The sequence below is a fragment of the Flagellimonas lutimaris genome (assembly GCF_003581615.1).
Classification (GTDB): Bacteria; Bacteroidota; Bacteroidia; order Flavobacteriales; family Flavobacteriaceae; genus Flagellimonas; species Flagellimonas lutimaris.
This window is the reverse complement of the sequence record NZ_QXFH01000049.1, coordinates 1-456: the sequence shown is the minus strand read 5'-3', so window position 1 is coordinate 456 and position 456 is coordinate 1. Positions and strand designations below refer to the sequence as shown.

The 456-nt window shown below is 54.2% G+C and carries 1 protein-coding gene; it reads right to left on the bottom strand.

Annotated elements, in window-relative coordinates; translation table 11 throughout:
• Positions 1-60: 60 nt before the first annotated feature.
• A partial coding sequence (locus D2V08_RS18240) for a chlorophyll a/b-binding protein (protein WP_147374037.1) occupies positions 61-456 on the bottom strand: 396 nt, incomplete at its 5' end.

Genomic DNA, 456 nt, shown 5'->3' with positions numbered 1-456 from the left:
TTTACACAACAAATCAACTCAACCCACTACATAACTGTGGGCTACCCTCACTCACAAACTTCACTTTCCGGGTGTAAAGTTAGTAGCGTAGGACCAAGCATTGTTGTTAACCGGGTCAGCAAGGTGGTCGGCGAGGTTCTCCAACGGGCCCTTTCCGGTGACGATGGCCTGAACGAAGAATCCGAACATCGAAAACATGGCTAGTCTCCCGTTCTTGAGCTCCTTAACCTTCAACTCAGCGAAGGCTTCTGGGTCTTCAGCTAGGCCCAATGGGTCGAAGCTCCCTCCGGGGTAGATGGGGTCGGTCACCTCACCGAGTGGGCCGCCGGCAATACGGTAGCCCTCGATGGCTCCCATCAACACAACCTGAGTAGCCCAGATAGCTAGAATGCTCTGTGCGTGGACCAAGCTTGGGTTGCCCAAGTAGTCCAAACCGCCCTCGCTGAAGATCTGTGA